A 22,681-nucleotide genomic window follows, 5' to 3' on the forward strand; every position below is an offset into this window, starting at 1 on the left:
CAATTCAGAATTACAAACGCAAAGTTAATGGGTTGATACTATTCACTTTATTTAAGTTAAGGGCTTAAAATTTCTGCTTTATAGGCAAAAAAAATCCACTGCTTGTGGGAACAGTGGATTAAAAGGGTTACAACAAATGGTGTTTAACCAACTAATTCAGTAACAAATTTCATTACTTCGTTAATACGTGCATAGTTGGGTGTGTAGAAAATAAATTTACCATTGCGCTGGGTATTCACCAGTTCAGCACGGCGCAAAATAGCCAAATGCTGTGAAGCAACGGATTGCTCTAAACGCAATTTTACGTACAACTCAGTAACAGTCATTTTTTTGTTTTCGTCTAACAACTTTAGCATTTGCTGACGAAGCTTGTGGTTCAGCGCTCTTAAAATAAGTGCAGCCTTCTTTGACTGAATCAGATCAACCTTAACACTGGGCCTGCCATTGCTTAAGGTTAGTGTGTTTTGTGAACTACTCATGTTTAGTGATTGGGGATTAAAAAATTACAATATGAGGCTAAAGTTAAATACTTTTTAAATACAGTGTATACCAAAAAAGGGTTATTTGACATTTTTTTTTGGATTATAAAATTCTTTCAAATAAAAAGGTGTGCTGTAAGCAATATTTTCGAACCGATTGTTTTGAAAGGACTCATAAGCCAAAATGCCCAAATGGCCTGCATTATAGTTGATTGCTGAAAAGAAGGCCGATGAATTTTGCACCATTTCTTTCCACTTTAAACTACCACTTCCAAAAAATAATATATAATTGTCTTTTAACAGGTTATTAAAACTGTTTTCACTTAAAACTTCTGCAGTAGGTTCCATTATGGTTTGCAAAACAGGTGTAAATACAGCTGTAAATACTTCCATTCTGCGGGCATCAATCATGGGTGCTATTAACCATGGCTTAACGGTATGTAATTGCGCTAATGCAGCACATGCTTCTACTGCTGCCTGAGCCATTGCTTTTAAAGTATTTTCAATAATTAAAGGTTTATTTAATGCATAGGCAATACCCTTTGCTGTGGCTAAGCCAACACGCAAGCCGGTGTAACTGCCGGGGCCGCCCGTAACGGCAATTGCATCAATGTTTTCAAGGCTTTGGTTTAATTCCTGCATGATTTGTTGAATAGCAGGTTGAATAAAAGCAGCATGATTTTTTTGTTCACTGCTAAAGCGAATAGATAATATTTCAGTGTTATAACATAAACACACTGAAGCTAATTCTGTAGCGGTATCAATATTTAATATAAGTGCCAATAGATATGTGATTTATTTATTAGCAGATGAAGTTAATAACAAAGGTGCAATTTGATATTGCTGATTTTGTTGTTGCATAGCATGCAATAATTGTACAATGCGTTTTTGGCCAATAATATTCACCCATTCAAATGGGCCTAAAGGATAATTGGTGCCTAAACGCATGGCCGTATTTATATCTTCCACTGTACTTACCGATTCGCCTAAAGCAAAATAAGCTTCATTAATAATAGCAGCGATACTACGTGCAGCCATAAAACCCGGAATATCGGCACACCATATAGGTTTAATAGCCATTTGCTGCAAAAGCGCTTCTGCAGTTTTTTGTATATCGGAATGAATATTGGTTAATTCCCATACATGTCGTTCTAAAAAATAAGGCCACCCGTTAAAGCGGATAAAGTTTTTGGGCATATTTTGCGTGGTTGCAATAACCGCATTCACAAAAACAGGAGCATTAGTAACAGTTGTGAAAGCAGCGCCATTTTCTTCATACAAACAATCGAAATAAGCATCAGCAGTTATTATATCGACACCGTTGTATTGTACTATTTGTATAGTTCCGGAAATGGTTTTTTGTAAAAAAAACTGCATTTGTTGTTCATTAGCATTCACCAAAATCGTCATAATACCCAATTTAAAGCACAAAAATAGGTTGGTTTATAACCCGAAAAGCATTTACTTGCCATAGTAAAACTAGTTTTTTATGACGAAGCAAATTATTAAAACCGAAAATGCACCTGCCCCTATTGGACCATATAACCAAGCGGTAAAAGCCGGTGACACCATTTATTTAAGCGGGCAAATTGCATTGCACCCTACAACAGGTGAATTAATGACACACAATATTGAAGTTGAAACGCATCAGGTAATGCAAAATATAAAAGCAATTTTAGATGCATGTAAAATTTCATTTGAGCATGTGGTGAAAACAACCATATTTTTAAGTGATATGGATTTATTTGCCAAGGTGAATGAAATTTATGGCAGCTATTTCACAGGCGATTATCCTGCACGTGAAACCGTAGCCGTAAAAACATTACCCAGAAATGTGCATGTTGAAATTAGCATGATTGCTATTCAGCATTTATAGGTACCCAATGTGTTCCGGAGGCGGGTTGCACAAAATAGGCCTCAGCCTGAATATTGAATTTTTGCCGATAGTTGTTTACAATTTCTTGCACAATATTTTGTGCTGCCTGCTTTTCAATAATGCAAATAACGGTACCACCAAATCCACCCCCCATTAGTCTTGCCCCAATAACCGCTTTCTGCTGTTTAGCCTGTTGCACCAAATAATCAATTTCAGGGCAACTTACTTCATACAAATGCTGCAAACCATGATGGGTTTCATATAACAAAGATCCGAATGCTGCTATATTATTTTGCTGCAAATAATCAGCCGCTAATTGCACTCTTTCCATTTCTTCTACCACATATAAGCATCGCTTATAAATAATTTCGGGAAGTAATGCTTGCTGTTGCTTCACCATTTGAGGGGTAATATTACGAAAGCTATTGCCATAACCCGGAACAGCAGATAATACATTTAAACCTTCTTTACATTCTGCTCTTCGCTTATTGTATTCACCCGATGCTAAACTATGATGCACTGCGGAATTGATTAATACAATTTCATACTGCGACAATAACAAGGGTACCCATTTGTGTTGCAGGCTCACACAATCTAACAATATGGCATGTTCCTTTTTTCCAAATAAGTTAGCATACATATCCATAATACCACATTGCACACCGGGGTAACTATGTTCCGCTTGCTGCGCCAATAAAGCCATTTGTAACAAGTTTAACTGCAAGGAAAAAATATGGTTAAGCGCAAATAAAAATCCGGCCTCAATAGCTGCAGAGGAGGAAAGACCGGCACCATGGGGCAAATTTCCCCCAAATACACAATGAAACCCTTGAATATTTTTGTGTTCCTGCTGCAATACATGCAATACGCCTAATATATAATTTTTCCAGCCCTGCTGTTTTGTAATATTATCAACATCTACTATAAGAGAATCATTGATATCGGCCGCAATGCAATGAATTAAATTGGATTGATTGGGAGCAATAGCAATCCAAATGCCTTTATTTATGGCAGCAGGCAAAACAAAACCGTCATTATAATCAATGTGTTCGCCAATTAAATTCATTCGCCCCGGCGAAAAAAACAACTGCGGTTCTTCAGCAAATTGTTGATGAAACAATTGCAATATAATGTTAGCATTTTCTGCCATTTTACAAAGCTTTAACGGAATAAGTTGTACTGAAGATATAATACCGATCCGGTTGCAGTAACAGCAATCCCATATCGTTGTTAAACGCATCGGGAGCACTGCTTAAATTTTCAATAGCCATACTTTTACGGTGTGGCGGAATATAAACTTGCAAATAAGGATATGCTTTATCCGGTGTTATATGCAGTTCCAGCAAATGATTTTTTAATACACAATGTGCTGGCTGTTCGCTGTTTAAAACAAAACAATTATCGAGGTTCACATCTTTTAACAGCATGCCATTTTCAAAACGATTATCATCTAACATAACACCGGTAGGTAATAAACGTTCATCAAATTCAACCTGTTTATTGCTGCTGAATTGTAAGGTGCATTCGTCAATACCCGTTCCTAAAGTGAAATAAGGATGCCATCCATCGCTGTAAGGAATGGGGCTGGAACCATGGTGCACTACTGAAGTGGTAACAGTTACAGTTTGATTGGCTTGCAACTTCCAGTTAATTAATAACTCAAACGGAAAAGGATATCCTTTATCATCGCCCTTATATTGATAGCGCAATCCTACTGTACAACCATAATCATTGGCATGTAAGTTCACCACTTCAAAAATGGCATCATATACCAAACCATGAATTGCATGATTGCCCAAATAGAATTTGCCTACCGTGTAAGTATGTCCATTAATGGTAAATTGGCCATTGGCCATACGGCAAACAAAGGGCGATAATTTAGCACTTTTAAAGCCATAAGTAATTTCCTGTAAAGCCGCTTCAGCATTGTCAAAACCATCTATAACATTTTGATATCCGTCTTTTACCGGCACCTTAAAGCTATTTAACAATGCCCCCATGGCATAAATTTCAACTGCTGTGCCTGTTTGTTCATCTTTTAATTGTATAACCTCAAAAGGTTGCTTAGAAATAATTGAGCTATTGAACCGCATACCTGTTTTTTACTGCACAATGTAAAAATAAAATTCCTGTATCCACAAAAACTAACAACCGTTAACATCAATGCATTAATTTTGCAGGCTACCAGTAATTAGTGATTATGAAACCAAATAACGATTTGAAGATACGATTAATAACTGCTGCCAGTTTGTTTGATGGGCATGATGCAGCTATTAATATCATGCGCAGAATATTACAAAGCAAGGGCGCAGAAGTCATTCACTTAGGTCATAATAGAAGTGTGCATGAAATTGTAGAGGCAGCTATTGAAGAAGATGTACATGGTATTGCCATTACCTCTTACCAAGGAGGCCATGTTGAGTTTTTTAAATACATGAAAGATCTTTTGGAGGAAAATGGTTGCGGGCATATTAAAATTTTTGGTGGTGGTGGAGGAACTATTTTACCCGAAGAAATTGAAATTTTACATCAATATGGCATTAGCCGTATTTATTCACCCGATGATGGACGCCATATGGGTTTAGAAGGAATGATTGAAGATGTGCTACAAAAATGCGGTACCGTTATTTTTCCTTCGCTTGATTTGAATAAAGAAAAAAAATCGTTTGCGCTACAGGAACAAAAAGATATTGTTGCCATAGCCAGAGCTATTACGCTGGCAGAAAATAAAGCTTCTTACCAGTCAATACTGGATTATCTAAAACAAACCCATGCACCTAAAGATAGAATTCCGGTAATTGGCATTACGGGTACCGGTGGAGCAGGAAAAAGTTCTGTAACGGATGAATTGGTGCGTAGATTCTTACATCAATATCCCGATAAAACCATAGCTGTTATTAGTATTGACCCTTCAAAGAAAAAAACCGGCGGTGCCTTATTGGGCGATAGAATTAGAATGAACGCCATTGCCGGGCCACGCACTTACATGCGCAGTTTAGCTACCCGTGAAGACAATACCGCCATTAGTGCACACGCTGAAGATGCCATTGCCATTTGTAAAGCAGCCGGATTTGATTGTATTATTATTGAAAGTGCAGGTGTGGGACAAAGTGATGCATCCATTTTACATTGCAGCGATGTTAGCCTTTATGTAATGACTCCGGAATATGGTGCAGCTACTCAATTAGAAAAAATTAACATGCTGGACTACGCCGATTTAATTGCCATAAACAAATTTGATAAAGCCGGTGCCTTAGATGCTTTGGCAGATGTACAAAAGCAATACAAACGTAATCATCAATTATTTGAAGCCAAGGCAACTGAATTACCAATTATTGGCACCATTGCAGCCCAATTCAACGATCCGGGCATGAATACACTTTTTCATTTATTAATGAGCAAAACCAACGAAAAACTACAATTGCAATGGCCGAATGCCCCTTTAAGCAATGAAGAATTAGCAATTCACAGCCAAAAACCCTCCATAATTCCGGCCAAAAGAGTGCGTTATTTATCCGAAATAACGGAACGCATTAAAGAATATAATGCCTGGGTTGAACAGCAAAGCCAAATTGCTTCAAAACTTTACCAATTAAATGGTGTTCTTACCATTAAAAACCTTAAGGAAAATGAAGCTATTCAAACAGCATACAACCAAGCAAAGCAACAACTGGAAACACAGTGTTATGAATTAATTGAAAATTGGCCTAAACTGGTAGAACAATACAACGCATCCTTTTTAAATTATGAAGTGCGGGGAAAAGTATTACAGCAAGCGATAACCGTTACCTCATTAAGCGGCACAAAAATCCACAAAATTGTTTTACCAAAGTACAAAGACTGGGGCGATATTTTACATTGGCAATTGCAAGAAAATGTACCGGGTAAGTTTCCTTACACTGCCGGTGTATTTGAACTGAAACGAACCGGTGAAGATCCTACTCGTATGTTTGCAGGTGAAGGTGGTCCGGAACGTACCAATAAACGGTTTCATTATGTTTCATTTGGTCAACCTGCCATAAGACTTTCCACTGCCTTTGACAGTGTTACTTTGTATGGCGAAGACCCTGCCAAACGTCCGGATATTTATGGTAAAATTGGAAACAGCGGTGTAAGTATTGCTACCGTTGATGATGCCAAAAAATTATACAGCGGCTTCGATTTATGCGACCCGAAAACATCGGTAAGCATGACAATTAACGGGCCTGCACCTATTATTCTGGCATTTTTCCTGCATGCGGCTATTGATCAACAGTGCGAGAAATACATTGAACAACATAATTTATGGCCCGAAGTAGAGGCATATGCACAGAAAAAATACAAAACATTACATAGACCTGTTTATTATAATCCATTAGCTCCGGAAAGATTACCGGAAGGCCATAATGGGCTTGGTTTAAAGTTATTGGGCTTACAGGGAAGTGAAGTTTTACCCCAAGATGTTTACCAATCCATTAAAGCCAATGCCCTATCGCAAGTACGCGGAACTGTACAAGCCGATATTTTGAAAGAAGATCAAGCGCAGAATACTTGCATTTTTTCAACCGAGTTTGCATTAAAGTTAATGGGCGATGTACAGCAATATTTTATTGACCACAAAGTGCGCAATTTTTATAGTGTAAGCATTAGCGGATATCATATTGCAGAAGCAGGCGCCAACCCCATTACACAATTAGCTTTTACTTTAGCCAATGGGTTTACATATGTTGAATACTATTTAAGCAGAGGCATGCATATTGATGATTTTGCGCCGAATCTTTCCTTCTTCTTCAGCAATGGAATGGACCCTGAATACAGTGTAATTGGAAGAGTAGCACGCCGCATTTGGGCTAAAGCCATGAAATATAAATACAATGGGAATGAACGTTCACAAAAATTAAAATACCATATACAAACATCCGGTAGAAGTTTGCATGCGCAGGAAATTGATTTTAATGATATAAGAACCACTTTGCAAGCATTATATGCCATTTATGATAATTGTAATTCCTTACATACCAATGCATATGATGAAGCCATTACCACACCTACTGAAGAAAGTGTACGCAGAGCAATGGCTATACAGTTAATCATTAACAGAGAATTGGGCACTGCACAAATTGAAAACTTTATACAAGGCAGCTTTGCCATTGAAACATTAACCGATATAGTAGAAGAAGCCGTTTTGGCCGAATTTGACCGCATTAATGAACGCGGAGGTGTACTAGGTGCAATGGAACGTATGTACCAACGCAATAAAATTCAAGAAGAAAGTTTACATTACGAAACTTTAAAACATACCGGTGAACTACCCATTGTTGGTGTTAATACCTTCTTAAATAAAAATGGCAGCCCAACCGTAATACCCGGCGAAGTTATACGTTCAACCACCGAAGAAAAAGAACAACAAATTCAAAACCTAAAAGCATTTCAACAAAGGAATGAGGTTTTAGTAAAAGAAAAGCTAGCCCTGCTAAAACAAGTAGCTAAACAAAACGGAAATATTTTTGAAGCTATTATGGAAGTAGCACCTTACTGCAGCTTAGGACAAATTACCAATGCGCTTTATGAAGCAGGAGGGCAATACAGACGCAATATGTAATTTGAACAAATTTTAATGATAAAAACAACTAAAAAAATTTCATCTTTACCCAATGTGAAGATGAAATTTTGTATTAGCTCAGTTGCATAAAATAAAAACAACCATGCATAAAAAGGGATGGCTAACAGCAATAATAATGCTGCCATTATTTGCAATGGCACAAAGTAATAAGTTTGACTCAACAGTGCTATATGGCAAAGTGGGTTATCGGGTACGTTGCAATAACAAAGATGCCAATAACAATTTGGCCAGTATTAAACTAATTGGTTTTAGTGGTGCCCGCGACCCTGAGTTTTTTGTAAAAGGTGTCATTAAACAAATTGCGATTGATGATTTTAACAATGATGGCTATCCCGATTTAATGATTAATGTTTACAATGGGCCCAATGAGCAGTATGGCAATGTAATTACTTTGATATCAAGTGAAAACAAATCCATATCCGTTGCCGGCTTCCCCGATATTTTAAATGACCCCAAATTAAGGGTTGGATATAAGGGAAATGATCATTTTCAAATTATGCAAGGCCTATTAATGCGTAGTTACCCCATATACTCCTCAAATGATTCAAGTGCTACCTATACCGGTAAAAAAAGGTTTATTCAATACCAATTAGTAAAAGAGGAGGGAGATAAAATGAGTTTTAAACCTATGCATGTATATGAGGTAGCAGCTCCCAATATCAACTAATACAACCATTTGTGAAAATGGTTGTTACAATTAAATGATACATTATAATCAATCAACCATTCAAAATTGGGAAAGATTTTATCGTGCTAATTTACTGCAATGCATTACAGGTTTTAAATCCGCCAATTTAATCGGCACCATTAACGCAGAAGGTGTACCTAACGTAGCCATATTTAGCAGTGTAGTTCATTTAGGTTCCAATCCAGCTTTGGTAGGTTATATTAACCGCCCCATTGCTGCGGCACCACACACTTTAGCCAATATAGAAGCTACCGGTGTTTACACCATTAATCATGTAACCACAGAATTTACTGATAAGGCACATCAAACAAGTGCCAAGTATGCATTAAATGTAAATGAATTTGATGCTACAGGATTAACTATGGAATTTATTGAAGGAATAAAAGCGCCATTTGTAAAAGAAAGCAATATTCAATATGCAGTGCAGTTAGTTGAAATAGTCCCCATCAGGCATAATCAAACATTTTTGGTAATTGGAAGCATAACAGATATTATTCTAAAAACAATAACACCCGCTTCAGATGGATTTATAGCCATTGAAAAAGCAGGTTCAATGGCCTGTTTGGGCGCCGATGCATATTATACCGGTCAACTAATTCAACGATACCGTTATGCCAAACCCAATGAACCAACACAATCCATTTTACAAAATATTTGTTAATAGGCAATTGAATTTTTGCATCAAACACATTCCAATATTTTTGATTTTGAAAGCTACATGTATTGAAAATATTGGCTTTTACGAATTAATACATTTGTTAAGTTGCAGAAAATTTTATTACGAATGCGCTTGGCTTTAAAAAATTGGCACATAATTGGTTTTATGTTGATTAGAAGCGTTTAAATAAGTTTTCAGTAACCTTAGTAAACTGCTCAATTGTTAACCATTAAAACCTTTAGTTATGAAAAAGCTGATGATGACACTCGGAATAATTGCCGCATTGGGATTTGTTGAACAAGCACAAGCGCAAGTTAGAGTGAATGTAAATCTTGGTATAGGTGCACCAGTATATTATCCGGCTCCGCGCCCTGTTGTAGTTTATGATGAATATCCTGTATGTGCACCCCGTTCCGTTGTAGTAGTACCTGCACGCCCTCGTTATGTTTACTATGATGTATATGCAAGAGATCGCTATTATGATAGAGACAGAAGATATTACGATGGTCCGGGTCGTGGAAGAGGACATGAAAAAGGTCATGGAAGATGGGATCGTGATTAATTTTTTTGGCGTTACCCTATAAAACAAAATGCCGCTTAAATTTAAGCGGCATTTATTATTTTATTACTGCAATGATACTACGTTAGTAACCGGCATTTTGAGTTAAATTAGGATTTACAATAATTTCGCGCTTAGGTATAGGAAACACCAATTTAGGCGAATTATAATTTAAATTACCCACTGTACCTTGTGTACGTTTAACATCATGCAAAGTAAATCCTTCGAATGCCAACTCTAATTTTCTTTCTTTAAGAATGGCTGCCAAAGTAAGATTACTTGCAGTGTAGGGTGGTAAATTTACCCTTTGCCTAATTTTATTAATATCATTCACCGGTGCATCACCCACTTGAGTACCCATTCTAAAATTTGCTTCAGCGCGGGTTAAATACATTTCTGCCAAGCGAATTATGTGTACGTTGCCATAAACATTATCAAATTTTGCTGTGTAGATAGAGCCACCAGAGTTGTAAAATAAGCCTAAGCGAGCATCGCCCGGTTCATATAAATTTAAATGTGCCTGATTAATTTGAATATCACCACGGCTATAAGGTGAATAATATTCATTAAAGGTATTGTAACCAGAAGTAGGTGTTACCTGCATGGCAAATAAATCTTCGCTGGTGTTAGGAACAGCAGCAGGTGGATAAGGTGCAGGGAAAGCAGCAGCATAAGTGCTTGTTAAAGCAAACCCATTGGCTGTAGCAGTTGTAATAGCTCTATTGGCTGCTGCTGCAGCATTCGGATAATCGCCTTTTTGCAGATATACTCTTGCTAACATGGCACTTGCAGCAGCTTTGTTAGCATAAAAACCGTTGGTAGCAGGCAATAAAGATTCTGCATCGGTTAAATCGCTAATTACCTGTGCATATACTTCAGACACTTTATTACGACTTACTTTATTAGCATCGGTAATACCTGTTGTTGGTGTTAACACCAAGGGTACTCCGTCATTTGCGGTTGGATCGCCATCATTCCAGGCACGTGCAAATAAACGAACTAAGTCAAAATATAATGCACCACGAATAAATTTAGCCTGTCCTTCAACACTGGCCTTTTTATCGGCAGTAACAACATTCAATGCATTCAGCACATTATTTACATCATTAATGGCTTTATAGCTGGTTAACCAATTTTGAGTGGTGAAGTTATTGTCAATTGGAATGGATTTATTATAAATTTGTGTCATTCCCTGATAAGTACCACTCCAGTTTAATTCAGCGAAATTTCCCAATAAATCCGGAGCCACAAAGGTTAACCCGCCGTAAGCATTTTCAACGCCCATATCGGCATAAGCGCCTGTTAAAGCAACCAACACATCACTGCTAGTGTTTAGCGCTACAGTTTGGTCTATACTTTGGGTAGGCTGAGTATTCAGCATTTTGTTACATGCTGTTCCATAAACAACCCCTAACAGCAGCAAGCTTTTATATAAAAACTGTTTCATAATCTTTTTTTTCAATTAATGAATGAATTATCGTCATTTTTTATAAACCAATGTTTACACCAAATACCAAAGTTTTTAATTGAGGAGCAGAGTAAAAATCAATACCCTGATTAATGTTGCTGGCTAAAAAATCGGCCGTAACTTCAGGATCCCAACCTTTGTATTTGGTTATTGTAAATAGGTTTTGTGCGCGAACATAAACACGTAGTCTTTCCAGTTTAATTTTCCGAATTAATTGTGCAGGCAAATTGTAACCAATAGTAACTGCTTTTACTCTTAAATAAGATCCATCAGAAATATAACGACTGGAAGGATCAGTTCCATTGGCATAGAACAATCTTGCTTCAGGCACCATTGTTTTATCACCGGGTTGTTTCCAAGCTGCTAACTGATCAATTGTTTGATTGTCGAAACCATTACTTCCACTGGCAGACATATATTGGCCACCTCCATTATAGATTTTATTGCCATATACACCTTGCAATAAAACATCTACATCAAACCCTTTGAAAGTAAAGGTGTTTCCAAATCCATAAATAAATTTAGGAATAGGGCTACCAATTACTACATCGGCAGCTTCATTATAATCGTTCGTAGTAGTTTTATCTAAACTGCCATCTTGCTTAACGGTATTTTTAACGTATAATGCATCTCCGTTATTAGGGTCAGCTCCAGCAAATTCGCGAGCCACAAAAACACCTAAAGGTTGTCCTTCCATGGCTTTATTTACACCGGTTCCTAATAATTGTCCACCTAAGTTGGTAACAACATTTTTATTGGCACCAAAATTTAATGAGGTAGTCCATCTAAAGTTTTTGGTAGAGATATTCGTTGTATTAATGGTAAATTCTATACCTGTATTTTTTAAGCGACCAATATTTCTTAATTGTGTTGCAAAGCCGCTGGTACCGGGCACTTCCTGATTTAATAATAAGTCACGAGTATCGCGGCTATAGTAATCTATTTCCACACTTACACGATTATTAAACAAACTGGCTTCAATACCAATATCTGTTCCATAAGTGGTTTCCCATTTTAAGTCGGGATTTGCAATTTGCGTAGGATGTTGACCGGGTTGACCACCATAAGGTGCATTACCGGAATACAATCCACGAGCAGCAAAATCAGGAATACGATCATTACCATTACCGGCATAACCCGCTTTCAACTTTAAGAAACTCAACCATTTTACATCTTTTAAAAAGTCTTCTTCGGTTAACACCCATCCTGCAGAAGCACCTAAGAACAAGCCGTAACGATTATTTACACCAAAGCGAGATGACCCATCATAACGACCGGTAACAGACAATAAATATTTATTATTGAATTTGTAGTTAACACGTGAAAAATAAGAAATAAGGGTGCTGGAAGTTGAAGAAGAACTAGCATCAGTTTTAGAAGCAGCACTTGATAATTTTTTATAAGCATCACTGGGGAATTGTTCGCCGGCAGCACTACTAAAATCATAAGTACGATCAGTATAACTCATCCCTAAAATAACATCTAAATCGTGCTTTTGCTTGAAGTTAGCATGATAGTTAAAGTAGTTATTGGTGGTTAAATTCAAAACCTGGGTTGTACCATAAAAACCACTACCATTGGGCACTCCAATATTACGAGCTGTAAGACGACCATAATAATTTTCTTCAAACTGATTCAGCTGGTCAACACCAAAATCTGTGTGAAAGTTTAATCCCTTCATTAAATTAGCGGTGGCATAAAATGTTCCAAAAGTTCTATTTACCAATGTGTTATAAAACCCATCAATTACACTTAATAATGGATTGTAGTAAACGGGATAATTGGTATTGGGTGCACCCGTATTAGGATCCAAAGCACCACTAATTAAACCGGTACGAGGATCAATTAAAGGAGTAATGGGTGACAATGCTACTATTTGTAAAGGTGTAGAAAAAGCATTATCATTAGATACACGACTATTTAATGAACGAGCAAAAGCCAAATTGATGCCTGCAGTTAACCAGTCTTTCACTTTATGTTCTAAATTAGCTCTTCCGGAATAGCGCTTATAAGCATTCCGAACCAAAATACCGGTTTGGTCTAAATATTGGCCTGAAACATAAAATTTAGTTTTAGCATCGCCACCTGAAATATTCAAATCATATTCAGAAATGGGTGCATTTTGAAAAGCTAAATCTTGCCAATTAGTATTCACTTTAGCTGTTTGCCAATCGTTATTTCCTGCAGAATAACGAGTAAAACGGCTATTTACGTAATTTAAATAATCTTGTTGAGCCGCTTGTAAAGTTGAATAGTAGCCGGCCAAATAATCTTGATTGGCAGCACCTAAAGCAGCTTGTGTAAAATAGTCAACATATTGTTTAGCATTCAAAAATTGGCGCTTACCGGTGGGTTCTTGGTTACCGGTATAATAGTTAAAATCGATACGTGAAGTGCCCATTTTTCCTTTTTTAGTAGTAATCAACACTACACCATTGGAAGCACTGGCACCATATATTGCAGTGGAAGAAGCGTCTTTTAAAATTTGAATAGATTCAATATCATTCATGTTCAAATCGGCCAATGCATTTGTAGCGGCAGAGGTGCTGGATAAATCGGTAGTTGTAATAGGAATACCATCTACCACATACAAGGGTTCATTTCCTGCAGAAACAGAAGAGGCACCGCGAATTTTCACATTAATGGCTTGCCCTAATTTACCGTTTTGTTGAGAAACATACACACCGGCAGCTCGGCCTTGAATAGCACTTTCAAAACTGGTGGCCGGGGTGTTTGCCATTTCCTTAGCAGTTACGGTTGATACAGAACCTAATACATCCTTTTTTAGTTTGGTTCCATAACCTACAACTACAATTTCATTTAAGCTTTTATCAGCTTCGGCCATTTTAATGGTTAAATGTTGGCCGGTTATATGAACAGCCATGTCACGATAGCCTACATAACTAATTTCTAAAATGGATACCGATTTGGGAACTACAATTTTAAACTGTCCTTCGGCATTGGTAGAAGTGGCCGCATTTGAGCCTTTAGCTTTAATCGTAACACCGGAAAGTGGTTTTCCATCTTGCTGATCGGTAATAGTACCGGTAACCGTAACGGTGCTTTGCGCATTTAGCTGTGCGAACAGCAACAACATAGCGCTCAAAATGAGCAGCAGCTTTTTTCTCATAAATGTTTGTTTAGTTGTCTAAGAATTTCTTGCCAGGCAGGCAAGCTAAAAAAAAACATTTAATAAGCGTTAATTTGTTGAATTAAAATTTAATAATGGCTTAAATTCAGTAAGAATGGCTTAGAGAAAATTAAAAAAAAACGGGCGATAAGAATACCGCCCGGAATTGAATAGAAAATTAAAACACGAGAGAAAAAAGCAAAAACCTTATAAAATTTATTGTTTTTGAAGTATTAATTTGAAAAATCCTTGATCACCATATGATCCATAGTTAATATGAACTTTAACGGAAATTACACCTGTACATGAAAATACGTTACCACCGCCACCTGATAGGGTTGATGCAATAACACCACTATAATTAGCGAAGTTGATACCTGCCGGAATGGTGGCAACACCAGTAGCCGGATCAACATTAATATATAGTGGCTGTACAGAAGTACCATAAGCAGGATTAGGATATACCTGGCTAATGTTTAACTGATTTGTGCCGGGACCATCTGTTACGGTAACAAGATCACCGGGATTCCAATCTTGCCAATCATCTTCAACCACCATATAAGTTCCGCCCATTGGTGCAACAAAAGGACAAACAATGTTTACAGTAAATGAAAATGCAGAATTATAATTAGAACCTGCAATTAAATTGGTTGCATCATTAGCATACCCTGTATTAGATACATCCCAAAAGCTACCTGATTTAGTTACAGATCTATTATAAAAATAATACGAAGTTCCGGGTGCAATAGAAGTGGGTGCTATACCTAATGCATTGGCCAACTCCTGACCATTAACACTTATAGTAGTCCCTTTTCCTGCATAAGGTATAGTTTTCACTTTTTTCCACTTGGTGGTATCATAAGTAGGTGTTGTAGCAACAAATAAATCAATATGATCAATGGGCTGGCCACCTTTATATTGAGACACAATGATGGAAGCTGTAGAGGTAGTGATTGAAGTTGAATTTAAATTTAAATTCACCACACTATCCAATACTAAATAGGTGCCAATACTCATGGTAGTAATATCCGACAATGGATTTACATCTGCTCCCGTTTTTTTACAGGCAGTAGAGTTGAGTAGTAGTGAGGCGACCAACAACAAATATATTATTCTTTTCATAATAAATATTTTTTATTTAATAAAATTATCAGGATTATTATCCCAGAATACTTTATTGGCTGCTACACCCGGAGTTTTTTGTGCAGGAGCATTTTGATTTCGGTTAACAAATACAGACGGATAGAAGAAAGAGCGCATAAAGAATCCGGGGGTTGGTGTAGCCACGGCAATTTGTACATCTTTAGGGCTGCCTGTTCTTCTGATATTATTGTAAGGTTCTACACCATTACCCCACAAAGCAATGTAGTATTCGCTTTCAATAATATCAAGTTTACCTGCGGTATTGGCTGCGGCATAATTGGTTAATACACTATTAACATAGTTACTAACTTGTGTAGTGGTAGGCATATAGTTGGAAGGAATATTATAACCAATAGCAGTAGGGAAATTAATTACCTTACTAATAGACGCATTTATGCCTTGTGCCAATAATTGGTCGGGAGTTCCATTCACTGTAATTCCCAAGGTTAAGGCTGCTTCTGCCTCCAAGAAATAGGTGTAAGAAGATAACCAAATGGGGCTAATACCATTTCCACCTGATCCCATACCAAGAGTTACGCTTGCTGCCTGATTTTGATCAAATTCACCACCTGCAGGATAAATACCCCAAGTAGTTCTAAAATTACCATCAGGAGAACTACCGCTATTGTCACCAAAATCACGCCCGAAATATCCTTTTCCTACATAACAGAATGGTGTTTGGTCAGGAACGGAAGGATACCAAGCGGGAGGGTTAGGCAAGTAAGCACAAGGAACTGTAGTTTGAGTAAAGCTTGCAGAATTTAACACCTGGCGATAAAAATAAAATCTGGCACGAGGATCACCAACGGTAGAAGCAGGACTGTTTAGTAATGTTACAGACCCATTGTATTTTTGAGCGGTTACTTTCCACATGAAGTAGTTAGACAAATAATCACCGGGGCCACCTGAATTTACATAGTTATTGCCATAATGAGGATTACGGCTATCGGGTGATGCTAAATTCTTTCCATATTGAAAGGCAAAATCTTGAGATGCACTGTTAATTAAATTGTTGGTAGTCATTAAAGCCTGAATTTTAGCAGGAACGGTATTATCTACCAAACGAGTTTGCATGTAATATTTCAGTTTTAATGTATTGGCTAATGTTATCCATTTTGATGCACTACCATTGTAAAACAAATCACTTGGCACTTTCACTGCACCGGTTTTATTAAAATCAGCAATTGCACTATCTAATAAAGCTAAACCATTGGCATAAATAGTGGCACTGGCATCAACATGCGGATTCGTGTTTGCATCGCCCAAATTGGCTTCAGAATAAGGCACATCACCAAATACGTCTACCAAAGTACAGATTGTATAAGCTTTTAACACTTTAGCAATACCGGCCTGTATATACTTTTGTTGTGCTTCTGCAAGTGGTATTAAAGAATTGGCATTTGATAATACACCCGTATAAGCAGTAGTCCATATACCATCAAAAGTTGCCGGTTGGTAAGCGTTGCTGTATTGAGGACCACCCCAAAACTGCTGCCGGCTTAATTGAGCACCATAAGTAGATACACCTTCAAAAAAATTGACAAAATTTAATTGTACCGCATTTAAATATAGGTCAACATCAGCAGTAGATGGTGATGGATAATTGGGATTATTCAATAGCGGATCGAACTGTTTATTACAAGCAGATAGCCCGACCATTAACCACGCTACCGAACATATGATTAATATTTTTTTCATGTGAATAAGTTTTGTAGTTACAAAATGCACCATATGTTGAACAGTAACATTACTGTCATTATGGGGTGTTTTGCTTATATGATTACGTTTAAAAGTCATTTGTTATGAATTTATGCATTAAAAAGTAACTCTTAAACTAGCACCAAATCTGCGGGCTGAAGGGCCACTTAAAAACTCCATACCTCTACCATTACCTACACCCAAACCACTTGCATCGGGATCAAAGTGCACATACTTAGGGAAGTTAGGTGCATAGTACCAAAGGTTGGTTCCGGAAAAAGTTAATGACACCGCTCCAAAAGGAGTTTTTGTTAAATACTTTCCGGGCAAATTATAAGTTAATGAAGCTTCTCTTAAACGAATACAGGTGGCATCATAAATACCTGTTTCATAAGGGGCAATAGCACCTGCATTGGTAACTGAATTGTCAAAGTAAGCTTGTGAAGCTGTAATTTGTACTTTATTCGGATTACCATTAGGATCTACACCGGGTAAAATGTAAGGTGCAGCTCTGTCAAATTCAGTATCCTTGGTAACACCTCTTCCCAACAATGCACTGGCAGTTGAAGAGAACATTTGACCGCCGGCTGTATAATCCCACTGCATTCTAAAGCTGAAAGCTTTATAAGACAAGTTAGAGATACCGGTTAATTTATACAGAGGTGTTGGGTCACCGATAATGCCAACATCATTAGAAATGATATAGTCACCGGAGGTTGGGTCAACAATTCTTTGACCTGACTTGGGGTCTCTTACCCAATAACTTCCAAGAATTACTCCTAAGGGTTGTCCATTCTCTGCAATAGTTCCAAAATTTGAATATCCGGCAGTGTTAATAAATTTAATATCTGCGGGTATTTCAGAAACCATGCTGCGGTTAAGCGTATATAACGCAGTTAAATCCCATTTCCAGTTTTTACCGCGAATAACATTATAACCCAATGATAACTCAATTCCCTTGTTAACAACTTTACCACCATTTACCTGCTCGCTGGTAAATCCTGTTGATGGGTCAAGTGAACGGAATAAGATTTGATCTTTGGCTATTCTGTAATATAAAGTCAAATCCATTGTTAAGCGATTATCGAAGAAGCGACCTTCAGCACCTGTTTCTATTTCGCGTAACAATTCAGGTTTTATATTAGGATTAGGCAACAAGGTTGAGTTAGAGTTGGTACTAACTGTTGTACCACCATTGGTAACAAATGCACGAGTAACGGTATTTAAATATGCCCTTGTTGAATAAGGTGATGGCGGATTAGCACTGGTTGAATAACCCACCCTCAATTTCAGGTAGTTCACTGTTTTATTACCCTTTAAACTTTCAATTGCTGAAGTAGGAATATAGGCCAAACTTACGCTGGGATAGAATATACTTCTATTGGGTTTTTCTACGGTTGAAAACCAGCTGTTTCTTCCACCAACTGTTAAGAAAGCATATTCTTTATAACCTAATGTACCTTGGGCAAATAAACCAAGAGAAAGTGTTTGTTGATCATAGTTCAAAGGTGCACCACTTTCACTATATACGTCGTGTGTTACAAAATTGGCATGATTGAATATTCCATATACCAACTGTTGTGAACTTGACTGACCGGTTTGAGAGAAGATATATCTTCTTGAGTTAGCACCGGCATCTAAGTTGAAAGAGAAATTGGAATTCAGGTTTTTATTAAAATTCAATAAAGCTGTATGGTCCCAAATGGTATTGTAAGCTACTGAACTTCTAAAAAATCCCGTATTCAAGTATAAACCGCCTTTGTTTTGAGCATATGCCTGATATTCAGAATAATTATCTAAACCTACCCTATAAGTTAAATGCCAGAATTTATTAAACTCATAAGTAGTAGAAATTTGTCCGAAAACCCTGCTCACATTATCCTGTGTAAATGCATTGTATAAAGTCCATCTGGGGTTCTGAATGTCATTACTGTTTCTATAGTATATAGAAGAATGGTCAGTAGGTAACTCATAAGGTAAACCCATTAAGTCAACTGCAGTTGGGGTGTACATTACGTTACCGAAAATAGAAGAGTTGGTAGCATTATTACCATAACTATCGCTGGTTGGTGGTGCTTTTACATTGGTTGAAACATAATTAATGGTAGCACTTACAGTAATGTTATTAGTTAGCTTAGCTGTACCGCCAAATCCAAAATTATTTTTTTGCATACCATTGTTCTGCAAATACCCCTGATCATCTGTATAGCTATAGCTTACATTATAATTCAATGCACCTGAAGAACCACTGGCATTTACTGAAGTATTATTCATCATGCCGGTTCTAAAAAACCTGGGAACGCTGTTATAATATTTATAATAGTATGGTGCTCCTTTAAATTGAGGGAAGATGGCATTTAAAGAAGGTTTGTCATAAGGATGGGTAACAACCAAAGGCGGATTGGTAAATGCACCACCCCAGTTACTGAAGTAAGCAATTCCCACACTTAAGTCGAAACCACCACCATATTTGGTATTATATTCAGGTAAAATAGCTTGTGTAGCAAATACAGATTGGGAAACAGTAATTTCTGATTTTTTTCTAACCTTTTGGGTTGAACCATTTTTAGTAGTAATTAAGATTACACCGTTGCGACCGGCCTCTCCATATAAGGTAGTAGCACTCAAACCTTTCAATACACTTACACTTTCAATATTGTTGGGGTCAATATCTAAGAAACGGCTGGAAGTACCAATACCATAAGTAAAGTTTTGGTTTGAATTGGTTCCACCATCAAAAGGAACACCGTCAACAATAAATAAAGGAACCGAATTTCCGGTAATTGTACTTATACCACGAATGTTAATGTTAGTTCCACTTCCACTTAAACCTGTAGTGTTTAAAATATTTAAACCGGGAGCTTTACCGGAAAGAACACGACCTATATCTCCTTCCGGCCTTAATTCCAATTCATCTTTACCAACAGTTGAAACCGCATAACCTAACGCTTTCTTTTCGCGTTTAATACCTAAAGCGGTAACTACCACTTCACTTAAATCCTGATTTTCGGGTACTAAAGTAATGTTCAAAGTTTCATTACCCCGAACTGTCATTTCGCGTTTTGCAAAACCAACACTTGAAATTTGAATGACTGAACCTTCTTTAATGTTCAGCTTAAAATTACCTTCGGCATCGGTAGAAGTGCCTTGTTTTGTTTTTTTGTCAACAATAGAGGCGCCATCTATTGGCTTGCCTTTATCGTCTAATACTTTACCCGAAATTGTTACTGTTTGGGCATATACACCCGCAAAAAGTAGCAAAAGGGCAGAAAAAACCATCAATAGTTTTTTTCTCATGTTGCTGTAGTTTTGGTGAATTAATTCCGTTTATCACGTTATATTGCCGTTCAAATTACTTATTTGTTAATTTTAAACCAAAAAAATTAACAAATATTTTTTCAAAATCTCATAATCTTTTCTTTTTGCGTGTAATTGCAATGCTTAGCAAGTTTTTACGAATAACATTTAATTAACATTCAGCTTTTTTTAATTGTAAAATTAAAAAGTCATTATGTCGTATTACATTTTGGCTTTATGCCAAAATTGCACCCGTCCGGTGCTTTTTTGTATGTGGGTAAGTTTTAGGGCTTTTTCATCAAAAAATATTTTGCCATCTGCCCCATTATTGTAATTTAGTGGTGGAATTTAATGGGTTAGTAAGTAAAAGGGTCGGCTTTATTGCTGGCCCTTTTGCGTTAATATTGAAGCGAATATTTACCACGAATTCTCCAATCATCTGTATCTGTTTTATAAAATGTTATCAGTAAAAAAAAGCATTAAGCAAACACACTATCAACCATCTTTCTTTTTAAAAATAGCTTGTTACTTAAAAATTTGTATTTGACTTAAAATTTCAAATGCAACAATCAAAACGATATAGACATATTGATGTATAAAATAGATACGCATTTGTTAAACGTTACCATACATTTTATTGCACCAAATAATTACAGCCCATTAACTTTGAAATAAGATGAGTAAGATAAAAACAGCATTTTTTTGTAGCAACTGTGGTTATGAAAGCGCAAAATGGTTAGGCAAATGTCCCAGTTGCAATAATTGGAACACCTTTATTGAGGAAGTAATTCAAAAAAATAATCAACCTGAACTAAATTGGCAAAATTACGGTAGCAAACAAACTACCAACAACAAGGCAATAGCGTTAGATGAGGTTAATCCGAATGAACAAGAACGCATTATTACTGCTAACAATGAACTAAATAGGGTTTTGGGCGGTGGTATTGTACCAGGAAGTATAGTATTGGTAGCCGGTGAACCGGGCATAGGCAAAAGCACTTTGTTTTTACAAATTGGTTTATCATTACAAAACTTAACGGTACTATACATTAGTGGAGAAGAAAGTGAACAACAAATTAAAATGCGTGCCAACCGTATTCAGTTAAAACATCCTTCCTTTTATTTATTAACAGAAACAACTACGCAATCCATATTTAATGAAATAAAAAAATTGCAACCACAATTAGTTATTGTCGATTCTGTTCAAACTTTGCAATCGAATTTAATTGATGCAGGTGCCGGCAGTATATCGCAAATACGGGAATGCACTGCCGAATTTCAACGCTTTGCTAAAGAAACCAATACACCTGTATTTTTAATTGGTCACATTACGAAAGATGGCACCATTGCAGGCCCCAAAATTTTAGAACATATTGTTGATGCTGTTTTACAATTTGAAGGCGACCGCCACTATACTTATCGCATACTTCGCACATTGAAAAATCGTTTTGGCAGTACTTCTGAATTGGGTATTTATGAAATGACAGGAGACGGCATGAAAGAAGTATCCAATCCTTCTGAAATTTTATTAACACAACGCGAACATACATTAAGCGGAAGTGCCATAGCTGCAACCGTTGAAGGCATAAGGCCTTTACTAATTGAAGTGCAGGCTTTGGTTACACAAAGCGTTTATGGTACACCACAAAGAACAGTCAGTGGATTTGATTTAAGACGATTACAATTATTGCTGGCTGTATTAGAAAAACGAGGCGGTTTTTTATTTGGCACTAAAGATGTATTCATCAACATTGCAGGCGGATTAAAAGTTGAAGATCCCTCTATTGATTTAGCTTTAATTGCTGCTTTACTATCCTCATATGAAGATATTCCCTTACCGGCGCACATCTGCTTTGCAGGAGAAGTAGGATTGAACGGTGAAATAAGAGCAGTAAACCGTATTGAGCAACGTATTGCCGAAGCTGAAAAATTGGGATTTGAAAAAATTTTTGTTTCACGTTATAATCAAAAAGCTATTCAGCCCAAAAAATACAGTATTGAAATTGTTGCTTTAAGCGAAGTGCAAGAACTTTATCAACAACTTTTTTAATCAACGCTTTCATTCATAAAAATTCATTTGTGC

Annotated in this window: 16 protein-coding genes; 6 read left to right on the top strand and 10 right to left on the bottom strand. The window is 36.9% G+C overall.

All coding sequences use genetic code 11. The annotated features are described in order from the left end of the window. Positions 1 to 143: 143 nt before the first annotated feature. From LX80_RS08985 to LX80_RS08995, 3 genes are all read right to left on the bottom strand, one after another. Positions 144 to 479 (bottom strand): ArsR/SmtB family transcription factor, encoded by a 336-nt coding sequence (locus LX80_RS08985; protein WP_111295435.1) that lies wholly within the window; start codon positions 477 to 479, stop codon positions 144 to 146. An 81-nt stretch (positions 480 to 560) separates the two neighbouring features. Beyond that, the gene (gene tsaB / locus LX80_RS08990) at positions 561 to 1,262 is read right to left on the bottom strand and encodes a tRNA (adenosine(37)-N6)-threonylcarbamoyltransferase complex dimerization subunit type 1 TsaB (protein WP_170120421.1); all 702 of its coding nucleotides are present in this window, start codon (positions 1,260 to 1,262) and stop codon (positions 561 to 563) included. A 12-nt stretch (positions 1,263 to 1,274) separates the two neighbouring features. Continuing rightward, the gene (locus LX80_RS08995; protein ID WP_111295438.1) at positions 1,275 to 1,889 is read right to left on the bottom strand and encodes a 3-hydroxyacyl-CoA dehydrogenase family protein; all 615 of its coding nucleotides are present in this window, start codon (positions 1,887 to 1,889) and stop codon (positions 1,275 to 1,277) included. Between the two features lie 79 nt (positions 1,890 to 1,968). Between LX80_RS08995 and LX80_RS09000 the strand changes: the two genes are divergently transcribed. Further along, positions 1,969 to 2,355: a RidA family protein gene (locus tag LX80_RS09000; RefSeq protein ID WP_111295440.1), complete on the top strand. Its 387-nt coding sequence runs from the start codon at positions 1,969 to 1,971 to the stop codon at positions 2,353 to 2,355. Here the strand turns inward: LX80_RS09000 and galK are convergent. Together galK and LX80_RS09010 are read right to left on the bottom strand one after the other, a co-directional pair. Then, positions 2,339 to 3,505: a galactokinase gene (galK, locus tag LX80_RS09005; RefSeq protein WP_170120422.1), complete on the bottom strand. Its 1,167-nt coding sequence runs from the start codon at positions 3,503 to 3,505 to the stop codon at positions 2,339 to 2,341. The two genes, LX80_RS09000 and galK, sit on opposite strands and share 17 nt — an antisense overlap. Position 3,506: 1 nt before the next feature. Further along, complete coding sequence (locus LX80_RS09010) at positions 3,507 to 4,448, bottom strand: aldose 1-epimerase (protein WP_111295444.1); 942 nt, start codon at positions 4,446 to 4,448, stop codon at positions 3,507 to 3,509. Positions 4,449 to 4,555: 107 nt separating this feature from the next. On the opposite strand from LX80_RS09010, the gene LX80_RS09015 reads away from it, so the two are divergent. The 4 genes from LX80_RS09015 to LX80_RS09030 all read left to right on the top strand — a co-directional run bounded on the left by LX80_RS09015 (position 4,556) and on the right by LX80_RS09030 (position 9,865). After that, on the top strand, positions 4,556 to 7,936 hold the full coding sequence (locus LX80_RS09015) for a methylmalonyl-CoA mutase family protein (protein WP_111295446.1): 3,381 nt from the start codon (positions 4,556 to 4,558) through the stop codon (positions 7,934 to 7,936). 103 nt (positions 7,937 to 8,039) lie between these two features. Beyond that, a complete protein-coding gene (locus LX80_RS09020) occupies positions 8,040 to 8,624 on the top strand; it encodes an FG-GAP repeat protein (RefSeq protein WP_111295448.1) in 585 nt (194 codons plus the stop codon). A 34-nt stretch (positions 8,625 to 8,658) separates the two neighbouring features. After that, positions 8,659 to 9,306 carry a flavin reductase family protein gene (locus tag LX80_RS09025; RefSeq protein ID WP_111295450.1) on the top strand — a complete coding sequence of 216 codons (648 nt, stop codon included), beginning with the start codon at positions 8,659 to 8,661 and terminating at the stop codon, positions 9,304 to 9,306. Positions 9,307 to 9,547: 241 nt separating this feature from the next. Then, a complete protein-coding gene (locus LX80_RS09030) occupies positions 9,548 to 9,865 on the top strand; it encodes a hypothetical protein (protein ID WP_111295453.1) in 318 nt (105 codons plus the stop codon). An 82-nt stretch (positions 9,866 to 9,947) separates the two neighbouring features. Here LX80_RS09030 and LX80_RS09035 read toward each other — a convergent pair whose 3' ends face one another. The 5 genes from LX80_RS09035 to LX80_RS09055 form a co-directional block, all read right to left on the bottom strand. After that, complete coding sequence (locus LX80_RS09035) at positions 9,948 to 11,309, bottom strand: RagB/SusD family nutrient uptake outer membrane protein (protein WP_111295455.1); 1,362 nt, start codon at positions 11,307 to 11,309, stop codon at positions 9,948 to 9,950. Between the two features lie 40 nt (positions 11,310 to 11,349). Further along, positions 11,350 to 14,460 carry a SusC/RagA family TonB-linked outer membrane protein gene (locus LX80_RS09040; RefSeq protein WP_111295457.1) on the bottom strand — a complete coding sequence of 1,037 codons (3,111 nt, stop codon included), beginning with the start codon at positions 14,458 to 14,460 and terminating at the stop codon, positions 11,350 to 11,352. 216 nt (positions 14,461 to 14,676) lie between these two features. Next, complete coding sequence (locus tag LX80_RS09045) at positions 14,677 to 15,582, bottom strand: hypothetical protein (RefSeq protein WP_146250450.1); 906 nt, start codon at positions 15,580 to 15,582, stop codon at positions 14,677 to 14,679. A gap of 12 nt (positions 15,583 to 15,594) precedes the next feature. Continuing rightward, positions 15,595 to 17,301, bottom strand: coding sequence for a SusD/RagB family nutrient-binding outer membrane lipoprotein (locus LX80_RS09050; RefSeq protein WP_170120423.1), 1,707 nt, complete (start codon positions 17,299 to 17,301; stop codon positions 15,595 to 15,597). 117 nt (positions 17,302 to 17,418) lie between these two features. Next, positions 17,419 to 20,598 carry a SusC/RagA family TonB-linked outer membrane protein gene (locus LX80_RS09055; RefSeq protein ID WP_111295462.1) on the bottom strand — a complete coding sequence of 1,060 codons (3,180 nt, stop codon included), beginning with the start codon at positions 20,596 to 20,598 and terminating at the stop codon, positions 17,419 to 17,421. 676 nt (positions 20,599 to 21,274) lie between these two features. Here LX80_RS09055 and radA point away from each other — a divergent pair. Continuing rightward, the gene (radA, locus tag LX80_RS09060) at positions 21,275 to 22,648 is read left to right on the top strand and encodes a DNA repair protein RadA (protein ID WP_111295464.1); all 1,374 of its coding nucleotides are present in this window, start codon (positions 21,275 to 21,277) and stop codon (positions 22,646 to 22,648) included. Positions 22,649 to 22,681 lie beyond the last annotated feature (33 nt).

The sequence above is a fragment of the Hydrotalea sandarakina genome, assembly GCF_003254115.1.
Lineage (GTDB): Bacteria > Bacteroidota > Bacteroidia > Chitinophagales > Chitinophagaceae > Hydrotalea > Hydrotalea sandarakina.

Coding starts and splice junctions, on each gene's coding strand:
- LX80_RS08985 (WP_111295435.1), bottom strand. CDS start 479: ATGAGTAGTTCACAAAACACACTAACCTTAAGCAATGGCAGGCCCAGT.
- LX80_RS08995 (WP_111295438.1), bottom strand. CDS start 1,889: ATGACGATTTTGGTGAATGCTAATGAACAACAAATGCAGTTTTTTTTA.
- LX80_RS09000 (WP_111295440.1), top strand. CDS start 1,969: ATGACGAAGCAAATTATTAAAACCGAAAATGCACCTGCCCCTATTGGA.
- galK (WP_170120422.1), bottom strand. CDS start 3,505: ATGGCAGAAAATGCTAACATTATATTGCAATTGTTTCATCAACAATTT.
- LX80_RS09010 (WP_111295444.1), bottom strand. CDS start 4,448: ATGCGGTTCAATAGCTCAATTATTTCTAAGCAACCTTTTGAGGTTATA.
- LX80_RS09015 (WP_111295446.1), top strand. CDS start 4,556: ATGAAACCAAATAACGATTTGAAGATACGATTAATAACTGCTGCCAGT.
- LX80_RS09020 (WP_111295448.1), top strand. CDS start 8,040: ATGCATAAAAAGGGATGGCTAACAGCAATAATAATGCTGCCATTATTT.
- LX80_RS09025 (WP_111295450.1), top strand. CDS start 8,659: ATGATACATTATAATCAATCAACCATTCAAAATTGGGAAAGATTTTAT.
- LX80_RS09030 (WP_111295453.1), top strand. CDS start 9,548: ATGAAAAAGCTGATGATGACACTCGGAATAATTGCCGCATTGGGATTT.
- LX80_RS09035 (WP_111295455.1), bottom strand. CDS start 11,309: ATGAAACAGTTTTTATATAAAAGCTTGCTGCTGTTAGGGGTTGTTTAT.
- LX80_RS09040 (WP_111295457.1), bottom strand. CDS start 14,460: ATGAGAAAAAAGCTGCTGCTCATTTTGAGCGCTATGTTGTTGCTGTTC.
- LX80_RS09045 (WP_146250450.1), bottom strand. CDS start 15,582: ATGAAAAGAATAATATATTTGTTGTTGGTCGCCTCACTACTACTCAAC.
- LX80_RS09050 (WP_170120423.1), bottom strand. CDS start 17,301: ATGAAAAAAATATTAATCATATGTTCGGTAGCGTGGTTAATGGTCGGG.
- LX80_RS09055 (WP_111295462.1), bottom strand. CDS start 20,598: ATGAGAAAAAAACTATTGATGGTTTTTTCTGCCCTTTTGCTACTTTTT.
- radA (WP_111295464.1), top strand. CDS start 21,275: ATGAGTAAGATAAAAACAGCATTTTTTTGTAGCAACTGTGGTTATGAA.